Source organism: Pseudoalteromonas sp. P1-7a, assembly GCF_001401855.1.
GTDB lineage: Bacteria > Pseudomonadota > Gammaproteobacteria > Enterobacterales > Alteromonadaceae > Pseudoalteromonas.
On the sequence record NZ_LKDU01000047.1, the window covers coordinates 1 to 15,975 of the forward strand.

Annotated in this window: 14 protein-coding genes; all 14 read left to right on the plus strand. The window is 36.3% G+C overall.

The features are described 5' to 3' along the window. Positions 1-220: 220 nt before the first annotated feature. The 14 genes from AN389_RS18510 (at position 221) to galU (ending at position 15,530) form a co-directional block, all read left to right on the plus strand. Entirely contained in the window at positions 221-1,336 is a 1,116-nt protein-coding gene (locus tag AN389_RS18510; RefSeq protein WP_055020428.1) for a polysaccharide export protein, read from the plus strand. Between the two features lie 12 nt (positions 1,337-1,348). Next, positions 1,349-1,783 (plus strand): low molecular weight protein-tyrosine-phosphatase, encoded by a 435-nt coding sequence (locus tag AN389_RS18515; protein WP_055020429.1) that lies wholly within the window; start codon positions 1,349-1,351, stop codon positions 1,781-1,783. Positions 1,784-1,798: 15 nt separating this feature from the next. After that, positions 1,799-4,024, plus strand: a complete 2,226-nt coding sequence (locus AN389_RS18520; protein WP_055020441.1) for a polysaccharide biosynthesis tyrosine autokinase — start codon at positions 1,799-1,801, stop codon at positions 4,022-4,024. A gap of 197 nt (positions 4,025-4,221) precedes the next feature. Next, complete coding sequence (locus AN389_RS18525) at positions 4,222-5,475, plus strand: lipopolysaccharide biosynthesis protein (protein ID WP_055020430.1); 1,254 nt, start codon at positions 4,222-4,224, stop codon at positions 5,473-5,475. A gap of 3 nt (positions 5,476-5,478) precedes the next feature. After that, positions 5,479-6,375 (plus strand): glycosyltransferase family 2 protein, encoded by an 897-nt coding sequence (locus AN389_RS18530; RefSeq protein ID WP_055020431.1) that lies wholly within the window; start codon positions 5,479-5,481, stop codon positions 6,373-6,375. After that, positions 6,372-7,577, plus strand: a complete 1,206-nt coding sequence (gene wzy / locus AN389_RS18535; RefSeq protein WP_055020432.1) for an oligosaccharide repeat unit polymerase — start codon at positions 6,372-6,374, stop codon at positions 7,575-7,577. The genes AN389_RS18530 and wzy overlap by 4 nt, the downstream gene beginning before the upstream one ends. Further along, entirely contained in the window at positions 7,574-8,551 is a 978-nt protein-coding gene (locus tag AN389_RS18540; protein WP_055020433.1) for an acyltransferase, read from the plus strand. The genes wzy and AN389_RS18540 overlap by 4 nt, the downstream gene beginning before the upstream one ends. Before the next feature lie 55 nt (positions 8,552-8,606). Next, positions 8,607-9,074 carry a DapH/DapD/GlmU-related protein gene (locus AN389_RS20245; RefSeq protein WP_082430583.1) on the plus strand — a complete coding sequence of 156 codons (468 nt, stop codon included), beginning with the start codon at positions 8,607-8,609 and terminating at the stop codon, positions 9,072-9,074. Then, positions 9,074-9,994, plus strand: coding sequence for a glycosyltransferase family A protein (locus AN389_RS18550; protein WP_055020435.1), 921 nt, complete (start codon positions 9,074-9,076; stop codon positions 9,992-9,994). The genes AN389_RS20245 and AN389_RS18550 overlap by 1 nt, the downstream gene beginning before the upstream one ends. An 85-nt stretch (positions 9,995-10,079) precedes the next feature. Then, the gene (locus AN389_RS18555) at positions 10,080-10,895 is read left to right on the plus strand and encodes a glycosyltransferase (protein ID WP_055020436.1); all 816 of its coding nucleotides are present in this window, start codon (positions 10,080-10,082) and stop codon (positions 10,893-10,895) included. A gap of 48 nt (positions 10,896-10,943) precedes the next feature. Beyond that, positions 10,944-12,026, plus strand: a complete 1,083-nt coding sequence (gene wecA / locus AN389_RS18560) for a UDP-N-acetylglucosamine--undecaprenyl-phosphate N-acetylglucosaminephosphotransferase (protein ID WP_055020437.1) — start codon at positions 10,944-10,946, stop codon at positions 12,024-12,026. Positions 12,027-12,112: 86 nt separating this feature from the next. After that, positions 12,113-13,279 carry a nucleotide sugar dehydrogenase gene (locus AN389_RS18565; protein WP_055020438.1) on the plus strand — a complete coding sequence of 389 codons (1,167 nt, stop codon included), beginning with the start codon at positions 12,113-12,115 and terminating at the stop codon, positions 13,277-13,279. 145 nt (positions 13,280-13,424) lie between these two features. Next, positions 13,425-14,429 (plus strand): NAD-dependent epimerase, encoded by a 1,005-nt coding sequence (locus tag AN389_RS18570; protein WP_055020439.1) that lies wholly within the window; start codon positions 13,425-13,427, stop codon positions 14,427-14,429. Between the two features lie 180 nt (positions 14,430-14,609). Further along, on the plus strand, positions 14,610-15,530 hold the full coding sequence (gene galU, locus AN389_RS18575; protein WP_055020440.1) for a UTP--glucose-1-phosphate uridylyltransferase GalU: 921 nt from the start codon (positions 14,610-14,612) through the stop codon (positions 15,528-15,530). Positions 15,531-15,975: the final 445 nt, after the last annotated feature.

Genomic DNA, 15,975 nt, shown 5'->3' on the forward strand with positions numbered 1-15,975 from the left:
TAGCTGATAGCTGATAGCTGATAGCTGATAGCTGATAGCTGATAGCTGATAGCTGATAGCTGATAGCTGATAGCTGATAGCTGATAGCTAAAAACCTCAACAAACCGATTCTCGCTTGCGTGTAAACATACCTCATGCTTTAATTACACCGCTAAAAAAATAAGTACTCACCAAGGCTGGTGAGCAAGCGCAATATTTAAAATAATTTTGGGATTCTACAATGGCGTTAAGCTGTAAATCACTCGCAACTTCTCTCGTAATGCTAGCAATATCAGGGTGTACAATAGTACCCGGTAGCCATTTTGAAGGCATAGATTCAGGCGAACAAACATATAACCTTGAGCAAGATCTCGAAAAAGTAAACATCCAAATTATCGACTCGCAGCTTTTAAATAAACAAAAGTTAGCGCAAGCAGCGGCTAAGCCTATTTCAAGCAGTGCGGGTGTTAATACCAGCAATTACGAATACAAACTAGGTGTAGGTGATGTACTTACAATAGGCGTATGGGATCACCCCGAGCTTACAATACCAGCTGCTGTACAACGTACCGCAGAGTTTGATGGCTTCCGCGTACAAAAAGACGGCACAATTACCTACGCGTATGCCCCTAACATTCCTGCTGCAGGCCGAACAATTAGCCAAGTGCGCGACGACCTAGTAAAGCGCTTAAGCCGAGTGATAGAAGACCCACAAGTAGATGTAAAAGTAGTGGGCTTTAGAAGCCAAAAAGCATACGTAACAGGTGAGGTAAATAAGCCTGGCGTTTACCCCGTAACCGAAATACCCCTTACCCTTATTGATGCGCTAAACCAAGCGGGTGGATTAACCGATTCAGCCGATTGGCGCACCGTTACCTTTACCCGAGGCGATAAAACAGAAGTTATTAAGCTTGATGATTTTTATGCCCACGGCGATATTTCGCAAAACCGTTTACTACAACACGGCGATATAGTGCATGTAAGCCGTAACGATGCACAAAAAGTATTTGTACTAGGCGATGTAAAAAAAGCAGGTTCAGTAACCCTTAATCGCTACGGTTTAAACTTAGCCGAAGCACTAAGTGATTCGGGTGGTTTAAACGAAGCAACAGCAGATGCAAATGGCGTATTTGTACTGCGTAAAAGCAACGTAGAACAAACAGGCTATATTGCAAACGTATACCAGCTACATGCAAAAAATATAGCAGCTATGGTATTAGCAGAGCAGTTTGAACTTGAGCCAAGCGACATTGTATATGTAACCTCTGCACCACTTGCACGTTGGAACCGTGTAATAAGCTTATTATTACCGTCAGTATCATCCGTCGATAGCCTAAACGATATTTCATCAGAGTAAGAAGTAACAAAAATGTTTGATTCAGTTTTAGTTGTATGTGCGGGCAACATATGCCGCAGCCCTACCGGTGAATATGTATTAAAGCAAAAGCTTGAAGGTAAAAATATTAAAGTATCATCGGCTGGGTTAACCGCACTTGAAGGCAAACCTGCCGATGCCACAGCAAAACAAATTGCACAGGCAAATGGTGTAAATATGGATGCCCACCAAGGGCGCCAGTTAACATCAACTTTGGTAGCGCAAAACAGCGTTATTTTAGTAATGGAAGAACGCCATTTAAACGATGTACACGCCCGTTACCCAGAGGCGCGCGGTAAAACCTTTTTACTCGGTAAGTGGATTAACAACGCCGAAATACCCGACCCATACCGCCAAAGCCAAGAGGCTTTTGAACACGTTTATACATTAATCGATAGCGCATGCAGCGCTTGGCAAAAGTATTTATAAGGAATGGCTAAATTAATGACTGCCCAGCCGAGTAATAAAAGTAAAAATACCGCACAACCCACGCAAGAAATCGATCTAATGGCACTACTAGGTGCATTGCTCGACCGCAAATATTTTATAGCCGGCATAACCGCATTATTTATGTTTGTAGGTGTGGTTTATGCTGTATTAAGTACACCGGTTTACCAAGCCACCGCGATGATACAGGTAGAAGATGGCGGCGCATCGGTCCCAGGGTTTGACGACATGGCCGGCATGTTCGAAAGTACATCGGCCGCAGTAACCGAAATAGAGCTCCTTAAGTCGCGCAGTGTTATTGGTGAGGCAGTAGATACATTAAAGCTTGATATAACAGCTGAGCCTAAGCTCTTCCCTTTTATTGGTAATCGGGCTTATCGTAATTTTACGCCAATGGAAAAGGGCGACCTAGCAGAGCCAAGCTTTGGTGCAAGCAGCTATGCTTGGGGCGGCGAAAGTATAAATATATTTAGGTTTGACGTACCTCGTACTGCTATAAACCAAGAGTTTACACTTGTCGCGCAAACAAATAATGGTGTGGCGCTTTTAAATAGCGAAGGCAACCAAATACTCGCTGGTAAAGTAGGCGAGGAGCTTACCAACGGCAAGTTTAACTTAACAGTGCGCGAGCTTAACGCACGCCCAGGCACCGAGTTTATACTAACCCGTAAAGACCGCTTAAACACTATACTTGATTTACAAAAAGAGATTGGCGCAAGCGAAAAAGGTAAAGATTCGGGCATAATTAATTTAAGCCTACAAAGCACAAAACCAAGTTACGCCGAAAAAGTACTTGATAAAGTAGCCGCTATTTATGTACGCCGTAATGTAGAGCGTAATAGCGCCGAGGCACAAAAATCGCTCGAATTTTTAGAAGTACAATTACCTGAAATTAAAAAACAGCTAGAGTATGCCGAGCAACGTTTTAACGATTACCAAATAAAGCGCCAGTCTATAAACATAACGCTCGAAACCCAAGGTGTACTAGAGCAAGTTGTTAAACTTGAGACTAAGCTACAAGAGCTAAACCTAAAGCGCTTAGAACTCGGCCGTAAATTCAAAAAAAACCATCCATCATATCAAAGTATTATTGAGCAAATTCAAGCGGTAGAAAAACAAAAAGACCAACTAATAGGTGAGGTAGGCAGCCTGCCCGAAACTCAACAAGAGCTACTACGTTTAAAGCGCGATGTTGAGGTAAGCAACCAAATATATACACTGCTACTTAGCAAAACCCAAGAGCTTGACATAGTACGTGCAGGCACCGTAGGTAATGTGCGCGTTATTGACTACGCCGAGGTAAACACCACAAAACCAGTTAAGCCTAAAAAAGCACTAATAGTGGTTATGGCAACTATGCTAGGCGGTATGCTAAGCGTTGCAATAGTGCTTATACAAAAAGCAATGCACAAAGGGGTAGAAGACCCAAGCGAGATTGAAGCACTAGGCATACCCGTTTATGCAAGTGTACCCCACTCAGACCATCAAGATAAGTTAACTGGCTTTGCAAAAGCACGTAAAAATAAAACGGCAAAAGCAAAAACTATACTCGCGCTCGATAACCCAGCAGACCTTTCAATAGAGGCATTACGTAGCCTACGCACTAGCTTACACTTTGCGATGATGGAAGCTAAAAACAATATTATTGCTATATCAGGCCCAAGCCCTGGTGTGGGTAAATCGTTTATATCGGTTAACTTAGCTTCGGTGCTCGCGCAAAGTGGTAAAAAAGTACTTATTATTGATGCCGATATGCGCAAAGGTTACTTACAAACCCAGTTTGGCTTAAAGTGGGACGATGGCCTTAGTGATTACCTATCGGGCCGTTTAAACCTAGAGCAAGTGACTAAACCCACTAAGGTTGAAGGGTTGAATGTAATTACCCGAGGGCAAATACCACCCAACCCATCAGAGCTGTTAATGCACTCAAACTTTAGTCAGTTGGTTGAAGAGGTAAGCGCTGCGTACGACATAGTAATAATTGATACCCCACCAATACTTGCAGTAACCGACCCTGCAATAGTGAGCGCCCATACAGGTACTACGTTATTGGTAGCACGCTTTGGCCAAAACCATTTACGTGAAATAGAACTAACACGAGATCGCTTTGATCAAAACGGTATAGACGTTAAAGGCTTAGTGTTTAACGGTGTAGTTAAAAAAGCCAGTAATGCCTATGGGTATTATGGTTATTACAACTACGAATATAAAAGTGAATTATAGATTAATGCTTTATATCCAATTTAGAAACCTTCTTAATTGTATATAGCTTAGCTTTTAAACAAAGGGGGCAACTTTCCGAGTAAAGTTGCGTTTACTTTATATGCAGTCTAAAAATAGTAATTTTATTGCTCTTTTTATAAATAAGCAGGTTTGATTGATTTTTATGCTTCTAATTTTTAAATCTGTATTGAAATAAAATGAAAAATAAAAGTTTTATCAAAAATTTTTCTTTAGTGATGTCTAGTTCTGCTAGTGCACAATTGATTACATTTCTTTTTATTCCTGTGCTATCTAGGGTTTATTCTCCTGAAGTACTGGGAATCCAAAATTTATTTTTATCTTTGACAACAATATTAATACCAATAGGTGCGTTAACTTTACCTATGGCTATTGTACTAGTGAAAAGAGAAATTGATATTAATAAGCTCGCAAGCGCTTGTTTAAATATATCAATATTTCTATTTTTACTGCTTAATTTGGCTGCTTTTTTAATAGCCTATTTAGCGCCCAATGTTTCCTTTGTTAGAGGTTTAGGTGGGTGGCTATATTTAGTCCCTACATATCTCTTAATTTTAACTGCGACTGAAGTAAACAAAAAAATTATCGTTAAAAGAAAAAACTATTTAGGCCTATCAAAGGTAAATATTATAAGTTCTTTTATCGGCAATTTTTCTAAAACAATATTCGGCCTCATTTCCCCAACTGCCAGTTCACTATTTATATCTTTGAACATTAGTGCTGTACTAACTTCACTTTACTCATTTAAAAAATCTGGCTTTAGTTATATTATAATTCCAAAAAAAAGGATGAAACTTTTTCTTAAAAAATACCACGACTTTCCAATGTTTCGTTGTCCACAAATGTTAATAAATGCATTTTCTCAAGATATACCAGTAATTCTTTTTTCAGGTATGTATGGGCTAAGTATCGTGGGGTATTATGGAATGGCTAGAGTTTTTTTAACGGCACCCGTAAATTTAATGGGAAGTACGGTTAATAGCTTACTTTACCCAAGGTTTGTTGAAAAGTTAAATGCAAAAGAGGATGTTTTTACTCTCTTAAAATACTCTACTGCAGGGTTGGCTTTAATAAGTATAATTCCTTTTGCTTTGATTTATTTATACGGGGAGCAAGTATTTGTATTTATTTTAGGAAGTGAATGGGGGGGCGCAGGGAAAATAGCTGAGATAATGTGTGTAATGTCTTTTTTTTCATTAATAGCTCGACCATCCATAAGTATTATTCCAGTTATAAACTATCAAAAAATATTTTTAAATTTTGAAGTTGTAAGTTGTTTATTTAGAGTGGCTAGTATCTTTTTGGGTTTCAATTATTTTAGTAACTATCTCGATGTAATTATGTTACTTTCATTTTTCTCAGCATTTATTTATTTCTTTTTGACATCAATGATTTTTTTTGTAGTCTATAAAAATAAATTCAAAAGTAGGTAAATTATGTTATTTTCTGTAATTATTCCTCATTTTAATAGTTTCAATTTACTGCAAGAACTAATACGAACGATTCCTGAAAGTAATGATATCGAGATTATAGTCATAGATGATCATAGTAAAAACCCGCCTGTGGAAAATGATTTTAAATATAGAAATAATATTAAAATACTTACCAATCATAGTAAAGGGGCTGGCTCAGCAAGAAATCTAGGTATTTTAGAATCTAGTGGCAAGTGGCTCATTTTTGCAGATGCTGATGACTTTTTTGATGTAAGTGCTTTTGGAACTATACGAAAAAGTATACTTGAGGGTGGTGATATTATTTATTTTCCACCTTCTAGCATCGATAGTTCTTTAAAACGAGTAGGCAATAGGCATAAAAGGTATGAAAACTTGGTTAGTGACTTTTTAGAAAATAGAACTTATGAAAACGAAAATAAATTAAAGTTGCACTTTTTTGTTCCTTGGAGCAAAGTTTACAATAAGAGCTTTATCTTAAAGAATAAAATTTATTTTGATGATATTTTGTACTCAAACGATATTCTGTTTTCTGCTAAAGCAGGAATGAAAGCTCAAAAAATAGTTTGTAGTAATGAAGTTATTTATATAGTTAGAGAAAGTAGTGACTCACTAACAAAAAAAATTGATAAAACTGCATTTAATATAAGGTTTGATGCTGCACTAAGGTTTAATAAATTACTGTTAAATTCCGGCTACAAACAGCATGCTATGCCATTATTGAAGTTTGTTATGTGGTCAAGGAAGTTCGGAATTCAATGCTTTTTTAAAACTTTATTAGCGGTGGGTAAAAAAGAAAATAAGCTAGTTAATCTAAAAGCATTAAAGAAATATAATTCACTAGGTAAGGTTTTGAGCCGCTACAGAGAGTTACAAAAATGAATGTTGAGAGGCGACTTTTCTTCAATCTTTATTTGTTTAGTAATATTATTGCAGTTTTACTTTATGTTTATACTGCAGTTGCAGGTGGTGACTTAAGAGGTTATGTAGTAAACAGTCCTCTTTTATTATTATTTTGTTTATTTCTGACGCAGGGCTTTATGTACGTGTTTTGCGTTTATGTATTTAATTTTTTAAGTGATTTTAAAATAAAAAATATAGTCATCCTGAAAAGTTATTTTATATTGGACTTGATTATATTATTGAATAATATTTCATATGCTATTTTTTCAACTCGGTATGACGTTGGCTTGGCCGGTGTTGAAATCTCAAAAGATGTCCCTAAATATCTACTTTATTTTTTTATAATCACCCAACCAACTTTTTTGACTTATATTTACTTAGCTTACACGGGTAAAGAAAAGAGAAAGCTTTTAATCATTAATGCTCTAGTAATACTAATTGTTTCTTTAATGAAGGGGTGGCTATCCTCATTGCTATATTTAGCTTTTATCTTGATAATGTTCAATCGTAACTTCTTTCTAAGAGAAAAAAAGAAACTCATAATTATTGGTATAGGGGCAATAATTGTTGCTCCTATTTTTAGGTTTTTAAAATCTGTATCTTCGGCGGTTAACAAAAGTGAATCAGGTATTTCCTATGCTGAGGCTATGCAAGCAGTCATTAGTTATAAAGAAATAACTAGTTTTTTTGACTTCGTTAATGTTTACTTTTCTTCAGTACTAGAGCGTTTTGAAAATACAGGGATACTTTATTACGTAATTGTTGATGACCGAGTAAAACACTTTTTAAGTAGTTACAATATCACTCCATTCTATGCTGAAGGTTGGCTTCAAGAACGTATTTTTAACATATTTGTTAACCCCAAAACTATCGATATGCAATTATTGTTAGCGGAATTTCTTTACCCAAATTTCAAATGGAGGGTTAATACGACCTTGCCGTTATGGGTATATGTTCAACCGGAGAATATGTTCTTATTTTTTGCTTACGTAATCTTGTTACTAGGTTTTAGTATTATTATAAGCAAGCTTATTTCTGAAGAAGTTGTTAATTTAACTTGGATAGCTGTTTTGATTATGCTTTTTCATGGGTGGTTTTATAGCTTTACTTTATATATACAAACTTTATTATTGTTCCTTTTTATTTTAATAGTCATACGCTTTTCTAGAGGTTTTAGGTGACGGATTTTAATCGTATATATTATATAGATTTTTTAAGGTTTTTAGGTGTGTTTCTTATCATTCTTGCGCACTCAAATCCTCCATTTGTACTTTTTGAACTGAGGAACTTTGATGTATCACTAATGGTCTTTTTAGTTGGGATGTCGTTTAGTGTTAGTTCAAGTAAGTATAAATCTGGAAAGGCTACTTTTAATGGTAAGTACTTTTTTCATAGACTTAAAAGATTAGTTTTACCAGTTTGGTTATTTCTAACAATTTATTTCTTAATCGAAAATATATTTTTTAAAGTTGATTACAAGGAGATGCTCTCGTCATTTTTACTTATTTCTGGGATCGGTTATGTTTGGTTTATAAGAATCTTAGTTGTTTTTGCTCTGCTAGGCCCACTTCTCTTAATCATTAATAAAAAGTTTGGCGATAAAGCTATTTTTCTTATTTGTTTAATATCTTGGATGTTGAGCACGACTCTATCAGGTTTCTATGGTGTAAATAGGGCATTAGATATATTTTTGTTAGATTGGTTGGGTTTTTTACCTTTATTTGCTTTAGGGATGTGCATACGTGAATCTAGTAGAAAGGTGCTACTTTCTTTAGTGGTTTTACTGGCTATTTATTTGATAATCAAATTCTGTGACGTAGGCTTTATATCTTTTCAGGATTATAAATACCCACCAAATGGTATTTATGTTATTTATGGAATATTGATAAGTACTCTTTTATATTTAGTAGTAAGTTATCATAAGTTTGCTAGTTTTTTTGAAAATAGATTAATTCTATTTTTTTCAAGCAATAGCATGTGGCTTTATCTCATCCATATCCCTTTTGTAATTTTATGCCATAGTTTGGCCATAATTTGGTACTTAGCTTTCCCTTTTATACTTTTTTCATCATTTTTTATTGTATATATAAAAAACATCTTAATTAAAAAGTATTTTAACTCTGTCGGTTCATTTGTTTCAATCTTAAAAGGTTGATGTTAACGCTTTAAAAAGTTTTTTGGTAGTTCATTTTGATATAATTTGGTGTTTGATGATATACACAATTACGGTATTAATCTTAAAGTTAAAAATATTAATTTATAAGTCACTCAACTATAAGCTTTTGAATAAAGTTATCTTACATGGTATCCCTAAAATAGTGTATCCACAGAGAGTCTCAATAGGTTCTTCTACAAGAATAAATCCTAGAGTTTTTTTACAGGCTGCAGGAGGTATTACAATTGGAAATAATGTGACGCTTTCGTATGGTGTTACTATATTGTCTACCGGGTACTGTTTAAAAAATTGGAGTACCAATAAGTACCTTAAAGAGCATGAAGATATACCTATTTATATTTCTGATGATGTATGGGTTGGAGCAAATGTAACAATCTTAAGCGGTGTTGCTATTTCTGAAGGTGTAGTTATAGCTGCTGGTTCAGTAGTTACTAAAAGTTTAGATTGCCCAAATAGTTTATATGCAGGGATTCCTGCAAAAAAAATCAGAGAGTTGCCGTAATGAATGAAATAAAAATAACTATATTTACCCCTACGTTTAATCGTTCTAATAACCTCGTTGAATGTTACGAAAGCCTGAAAAAACAAAAATGCTATAGTTTTATATGGCAAATTATTGATGACGGTTCTACTGATGATACCGAGGTTGTAGTTAATTCTTGGCTAAATAACCCCCTTTTTAAGATAGAATATATCAAGGTCCCTAACGGGGGGAAATGCCGCGCTATAAATAAAAGCTTAAAACTTACAGAGACAGAGCTTTGGCTTTGTTTAGACTCAGATGACACTCTCGTCGAAGATGCAGTGGGAACTATTTTAACTGAATACTCTAAGATAGAGAAAGATGCCAGTATTTGTGGGCTATTCTCATTGAGAGGGAAAGACAATCTAAACTCTATGCAAGGAACTATAATACCTCGCGATATGGATTTTTGTAGGCAGAAAGAGATAAGGTATACATTAGGTATACCTCCTGAATATTCACATGTTTTTAAAACTAATATAATTAAAAATTATTATTATCCGTGTGTTAAAGGTGAGAACTACTTCCCTTTAAGTTATGTTTTTGATCAAGTAGATATTAAATATAAATATAAAGTGATACATAATCCAATTATGATTTGTGATTATCGGGTTGATGGATTAACCAAAAATAAAAGAAATGTAATAATTAAAAATCCAGTTGGTTATTCTATGTATAAAAAGCAACTAGTTGCTCTAGCACCTAATAAAAAAGAAAAAGCCAAAGCGGTTGTTACATATATAACAGGCTGTCTGTTGGCTAAAAAAAACCCACTAAGAAGTTCTGATTTTAAATTGTTAACTCTTTTTCTCTTTCCTGTCGGGCTGGTTGATTACTTACTAAGATATAAGCTTGGTTTTGTTTTAGACTTTGAAATAAAAACAAAGAAGATAAATTAACAATTTCTCAAAGTTATAATTATTTGTGAAACATACCTCATAACTAATTTTTACTTTAGTAACTCCTTACCTAAATGGTCTTAATATGAACAAAGTAGCAGTAGCTTTATCAGTGTACAAGCTGGACTCAAAAAACTACTTAAAAGAATCTATAGATAGTCTCCTTAATCAAACCTTTACCAATTTTGATGTCTTTATAGAAGTTGATGGCCCAGTAGATTCTGAGGTTAATGATTTACTCTCTAATTATAATGATAACGATAAGTTTCATGTGAATTTCAATGAAGAAAATAAGGGGCTAGCATATAGGCTTAACTCTATTTTTGATAAAATTTTAAAGATTGGTCAGTACAGCTACATAGCTAGAATGGATGCTGACGATATTTGTATGCCCCAAAGGTTTGATGAGCAAGTAAACTTTTTATTAGAAAATGAGGACATAGCGGTGCTAGGGAGCTCCATGATTGAGTTTGATAGTACTGGTAATGAGAACTATAAAATTATGCCAGTGATTCACCATGAGTTAGAAAAAAATATAATAAAGCGTTGCCCAGTCAATCACCCTACTGTTATGTTTAATTTAGATGCTATTAACAGCATAGACTTGAAATACGATGGTTCATTAAAGAACACACAAGACTACTATTTATGGGTCGATTTACTCAGTAAAGGGTATAAGTTTGCCAACCTGAGACAACCTTTACTAAAGTTTAGAATTGATGAAAACTTCCATAAACGCAGAGGCTTTAAAAAGGCTGTAAATGATTTCAATTCACGACTTTACGCAATGAAAACTTTAGGGGTTTTTTCTGTTGCAAATATATTACACAGTATATTACTTTTTGGCTTAAGGGTTAGTCCTAGCTATTTAAAAAAAATTGCATATAAACGGCTGAGATAAACGTTTAAATATAAACAATAATTAATAATTAGTGACCAGAGGGGTTACATGTTTTTAGACTTAATATTTACTTTTTTTATATCGTTCGCTGTGCTTTTTTTAATGCGAAAAGTGGCTAAGCAAGTTGGCTTAGTAGACAAACCCTCTGGACGTAAAATGCATACAGGTAACATACCGCTAGTGGGTGGTGTTGCTATTTGTATTACCATAGTTAACTACATATATACGCACCCAGGTATGATCAACAATGCCAATTTATATATGTGCAGTATTGTTGGCTTAACGGCTGTTGGTGCATTAGATGACCGCTTTGACTTAAGTGTAAAAATACGCATGCTGGTACAAGCAGTTATATCGGTCGCGATGATTTATTTTGCCAAAGCTGAACTAGTTTCATTGGGTAATATACTAGGGTTTGGTGAAATAGCGTTAAGCTATGGTTACGTAGGTGGTTTTATAACCGTGATTGCCGTTATAGGCTGTATTAACGCTTTCAACATGGTGGATGGCATAGACGGCCTGCTAGGTGGCTTATCGGTAGTCACCTTTGGTGCAATTGGTATTTTATTAAACTTGGCTAATGAGCAGAGTTTAAGCTACTTATGTTTGCTATTAGTTGTATGTATGGTCCCCTATATTGTTATGAACTTAGGCCTAATTGGGCGAGAGCGAAAAGTATTTATGGGCGATGCCGGCAGCATGATGATAGGCTTTACCGTAATTTGGCTATTAATTGGTGCAAGCCAAACACCTGGTAACCCAATGATACGCCCTGTAACTGCATTATGGGTAATTGCCCTGCCACTGATGGATATGGCAGCAATAATGATACGCCGTATAAAGCAAGGTAAATCTCCTTTTAAACCCGACCGTGAGCACTTGCACCATATTTGCCAACGTTTAGGCTGCTCACCAACGCAAACGCTTATTTTAATATGTAGTATTGCATCTGTATTTGCAGGAGTGGGGATAATAGGCGAAGTTTTTGCTATCCCTGAATTTTTAATGTTTTATAGTTTTATAGTTATGTTTGCAATTTACTTAGTTATTTTAATTAACTACTGCAAAATTATTAACTTTTTTAGACGCAAATTAGACCTGCCAGAAAAACAATATTCGGCCGGTAAATAAGAGTAAGTTTAAATATAATACCTAATGCTATACAACTCTGATAAAATTATATTTATTGATCACTAACTAAATCTTAAAGGATTAACATGAAAATTGCCGTGGTAGGTACAGGCTATGTAGGCCTTTCTAACGCTATGCTTTTATCGCAACATAATGAAGTGGTTGCGCTTGATATAGATGAGCAAAAAATTGCATTATTAAACAATAAGCAGTCACCTATTGTTGATACCGAAATAAGTGAGTTTTTAACGCGTGATGACTTAAACTTTACAGCCACTACCGACAAAGTAGCCGCTTATAAAGATGCTGACTACGTAATTATAGCAACGCCAACTGACTACGATGTTGAAAACAATTACTTTAATACCAGCTCGGTTGAAGCTGTAATTAAAGACACTATGGCGCATAACCCTAACGCGGTTATGGTGATTAAGTCGACTATTCCGGTTGGCTTTACGGCTGACATTAAAAAGCAATTAAACGCTGAAAATTTAATATTTTCTCCTGAATTTTTACGTGAAGGCAAAGCCCTTTACGATAACTTACACCCGTCACGTATTGTTGTTGGTGAGCAAAGCGAGCGCGCCACTATTTTTGCTAATTTACTTAAACAAGGTGCCATTAAGCAAGATGTTGACGTGCTATTTACTGACTCAACAGAAGCTGAAGCGATTAAGTTATTTTCTAACACTTACCTTGCAATGCGCGTTGCTTATTTTAATGAGCTTGATAGCTACGCAGAGGCGCACGGCTTAAACTCTAAGCAAATTATACAAGGCGTAGGCCTAGACCCGCGTATTGGCAGCCACTATAACAACCCGTCGTTTGGTTACGGTGGCTACTGCTTACCAAAAGACACCAAGCAACTACGTGCTAATTACCAAGATGTACCAAACAATATTATTGGCGCGATTGTAGATGCAAACACCACTCGTAAAGACTTTATTGCTGACTCAATTATTAAGCGCAGCCCTAAAGTTGTAGGTGTGTACCGTTTAGTAATGAAAACAGGGTCTGATAACTTTAGAGCCTCTGCCATTCAGGGCATAATGAAGCGTATTAAAGCCAAGGGTATTGAGGTTGTTGTATTTGAGCCAGTGCTTGAAGAAAACGAGTTTTATCACTCACGCGTTATAAAAGACTTAAATGAGTTTAAGCAGATATCGGATGTAGTGGTTTCTAACCGTATGGTAGAAGAGCTTAGCGACATTGCAGATAAAGTATATACACGCGATTTATTTGGTAGTGATTGATTGGATAATAGCTGTTAGCTGTTAGCTGTTAGCTGTTAGCTGTTAGCTGTTAGCTGTTAGTTATTAGTTATTAGTTATTAGTTATTACTTTAAAAGCCGCTGAAATGTATGTTGATGCGGCTTTTTTGCTTAAATTAGGAATTTTATGAAGTATTTAGTTACAGGTGCAGCGGGCTTTATTGGTGCTGCAACGTGCCAAAAGTTATTGGCTGCTGGCCATGTAGTTGTTGGTATAGATAACCTAAACGATTATTACGATGTAAATTTAAAGTTGGCACGTTTAGCGCAGTTTGAAAACCACGATAACTTTACGTTTATTAAGCTTGATATAAGCGAACGTGCAGCAATGAGTGAGTTATTTACTGCAGAGCAGTTTGATAAAGTAATACATTTAGCTGCGCAAGCGGGTGTACGGTATTCAATAGAAAACCCAGAGGCCTATGCCGACTCTAACCTTGTAGGGCATTTAAATGTGCTAGAAGGGTGTAGGCATAACCATGTTAAGCACCTAGTTTATGCATCATCAAGTTCTGTTTATGGCCTAAACGAAAAAACGCCGTTTGAAACAACCGATAGTGTTGATCATCCTGTTTCGTTTTATGCGGCAACCAAAAAAGCAAATGAGCTAATGGCACACAGCTATTCGCATTTATATAGCTTGCCGACCACTGGACTGCGCTTTTTTACGGTTTATGGCCCGTGGGGTCGCCCAGACATGGCACCGTATATTTTTACTAAAAAAATACTCGACGGCGATACCATTGATATAAACAACAATGGTGATATGTGGCGTGACTTTACCTACATAGACGATATTGTTGAAGGTGTTGTACGCGCTGCTGATGTTATACCTACAGCAAACCCAGATTGGCGAGTAGAAAGCGGATCGCCTGCTACAAGCTCTGCCCCTTACGCTGTTTATAATATTGGCCACGGCAGCCCAATAAACCTAATGAAGTTTATTGAAGCAATTGAGACCGAGCTAGGTACCGAGGCAAATAAAAACTTCCGCGAAATGCAAGCGGGCGATGTTTATAAAACATATGCCGACACACAAGATTTATTTAATGCGACTGGCTACAAAGCTCAAGTAGACGTTAAACAAGGCGTTAGCGAGCTAATTAAATGGTATAAAAACTTTTATAAGTAAGCTTTATAGCGAAATAAACACTGCTTTTTTAAAAGCAGTGTTTATTTAAAAATAGTTTAATTTACACTTTGATAGCTGATAGCTGATAGCTGATAGCTGATAGCTTCCCATTCATTCAGCCCCCATCTACTTTTAACCTGCTAAGTTAAAAATAATTAATTTATAAATAAAGGACTACCCATGAAAGCTGTTATTCCTGTTGCTGGCCTTGGTACGCGTATGCTGCCTATGACTAAAGCAATCCCTAAAGAAATGCTACCTATTGTAGATAAGCCACTTATACAATACATAGTAAGTGAGTGTGTAGCTGCTGGTGTTAAAGACATTGTACTTGTAACGCATAGTTCTAAAAACGCCATAGAAAACCATTTTGATACTAGCTACGAGCTTGAAGCAACGCTTGAAAAACGCGTTAAGCGTGCTCTGCTTGAAGAAGTACGCTCTATTTGCCCTACCGATGTAACAGTTATGAGTGTACGCCAAGGCGAAGCTAAAGGCCTAGGCCACGCTATTTTGTGTGCAAAGCCAATTGTGGGCGATAACGATTTTATTGTACTGCTGCCAGATGTGATACTTGATGCTTACACAGCCGATCAAAAAACTGAAAACTTAGCAGCTATGATCAAACGCTTTAACGAAACTAAAGCAAGTCAAATTATGCTTGAGCCGGTAGCACAAGAAGATGTAAGTAAATACGGTATTGCTGATATAAACGGCGTGCAATTAACGCCAGGCAACAGTGCGGCAATTAAAACCATGGTTGAAAAGCCTGAAGCTGATAAAGCGCCTTCAAACCTTGCTGTAGTAGGGCGTTATGTACTAAGCAAAAACATTTGGCCACTGCTTGCTAAAACACCAGTAGGTGCTGGTGGTGAAATACAACTAACCGACTCTATTGATGAGCTAATGAAGAAAGAAACCGTTGAAGCTTTTCACATGAGTGGCCGCTCGCATGACTGTGGCGATAAGCTAGGCTACTTAAAAGCAATTGTAGAATACGGAATGCGCGATGCAAAACTTGGCGATGATTTTGGCCAATATTTAACGTCGTTAGTTAACGATGAGCCGGCTGCGCAATCTGATAATGTTGTAAATTTATAATATTGTAGAATCTATATTATTTATAAGCGCGGCTATATGCCGCGCTTTTTTGTGGGTGTATGTATTTTGGCTGACAGCCAGCTATTGTGCTCTGCGTGAGCAAGCTTCACACCTACAAAGAATTTAAAGCATTCATTCACAAAGAGGTTAAGAGACGCTGCGCTATAGAGGATAACGTTGTAGGCGCCTTGCTTGCTGGCGAACTTAGGCTTTATGCCTAGTTAAACAATAAATTTAGACGCGAGGTAAACTCGCTGCTACTTAAATGCCTTACTCATTTACTCCTCTTTTTCTTCTCTTTGTGCAATAGGGTTTTAAGTAACTTATTTACAAAGTGGTTAAGAGACGCTGCGCTTTAGAGGGGAACGCTGTAGTCGCGGCTTTATGCCGCGTTAAGGCTAAACGCGAGGAAAACTCGCTGCTACTTATATGTTTTCTCATTTAC